The following is a 1,008-nucleotide window of genomic DNA, read 5'->3' as shown; positions in this document are numbered from 1 at the left end:
AAGTTGCTTTTCCTACACAGTAGATCCCTGACCCAATCGGCCAATTTGCCAGACTGGTGTTCCAGTTTTTGTATGAATACCCTGGCACATTGAACCAACAAAGTTCGGATCTTTTTGTTACCTCGCTTACTAATTCCCAGCAATGTCGTCCGACCTCCCGTGCTGTACTGTCGAGGCACTAGCCCTGTTGCCGCCGCAAAGTCACGACTGCTGGCGTACTGCTTCCCGTCGCCAATCTCAGTTGAAATAGTACTCGCTGTCAGTGTTCCGACGCAGGGAATGCTCAGCAAGCGCTGTCCAATCTCATCTTCGTCCAACTTTCGTTTCAACTGGGATTCCAAATCTTTAATCTGCTCAACAAGATAGTGATAATGCTGTTGTAATTTCAGCAATAACTGGCTGAGGTATAGAGGCAAACTATTGTCCTCAAGAAGGGTACTCAGTCGGCTAATAACGGCAGCTCCTCGTGGAACGCTGATGCCAAATTCCAGCAGAAAAGCATGCATCTGATTGGTTGTTTTTACCTTATCCTGAACCAAGGATTCACGGACACGATGCAGCGCACGCATTGCCTGCTGAGATTCAGTTCTGGGCTGTACAAAACGCATAGACGGACGCGATGCAGCTTCACAAATAGCTTCGGCGTCGACAAAGTCGTTTTTGTTACTTTTAACGAATGGACGGACAAATTGTGGTGATATCAGCTTAGGAAAATGCCCCAACTCTTCCAACTTGCGTGCCATAAAGTGAGAGCCACCACAGGCTTCCATTGCGATGGTTGTAGCGGGGCATGTCGCCAAAAATTCGATTAACTTTGGCCGTGTAAATTTTTTACGGTAAACAGCCTTGCCGCGACGATCTTGGCAATGAATATGGAAAGAGTTTTTACCCAGATCGATACCAATGAGCGCAATGTTTTCCATGATAGTTCTCCGAATGAAAGCCTATCCTCAGCATAGTACCGGGAAGGAGGGAGTGACCATCTCATTAAATATCCTACGCTAAGCC

The 1,008-nt window shown here is 47.0% G+C and carries 1 protein-coding gene; it reads right to left on the bottom strand.

Annotated features, from left to right (window positions below; translation table 11 throughout):
* On the bottom strand, positions 1-923 hold a 923-nt coding region (locus tag EDF78_RS25495; RefSeq protein WP_133824215.1), incomplete at its 3' end, for an IS110-like element IS4321 family transposase.
* Between the last annotated feature and the right edge of the window lie 85 nt (positions 924-1,008).

This window comes from Rahnella sp. BIGb0236 (assembly GCF_004364755.1).
In the GTDB taxonomy this organism is placed as follows: Bacteria; Pseudomonadota; Gammaproteobacteria; order Enterobacterales; family Enterobacteriaceae; genus Rahnella; species Rahnella victoriana.
This window is presented reverse-complemented; position numbering and strand designations above follow the sequence as displayed.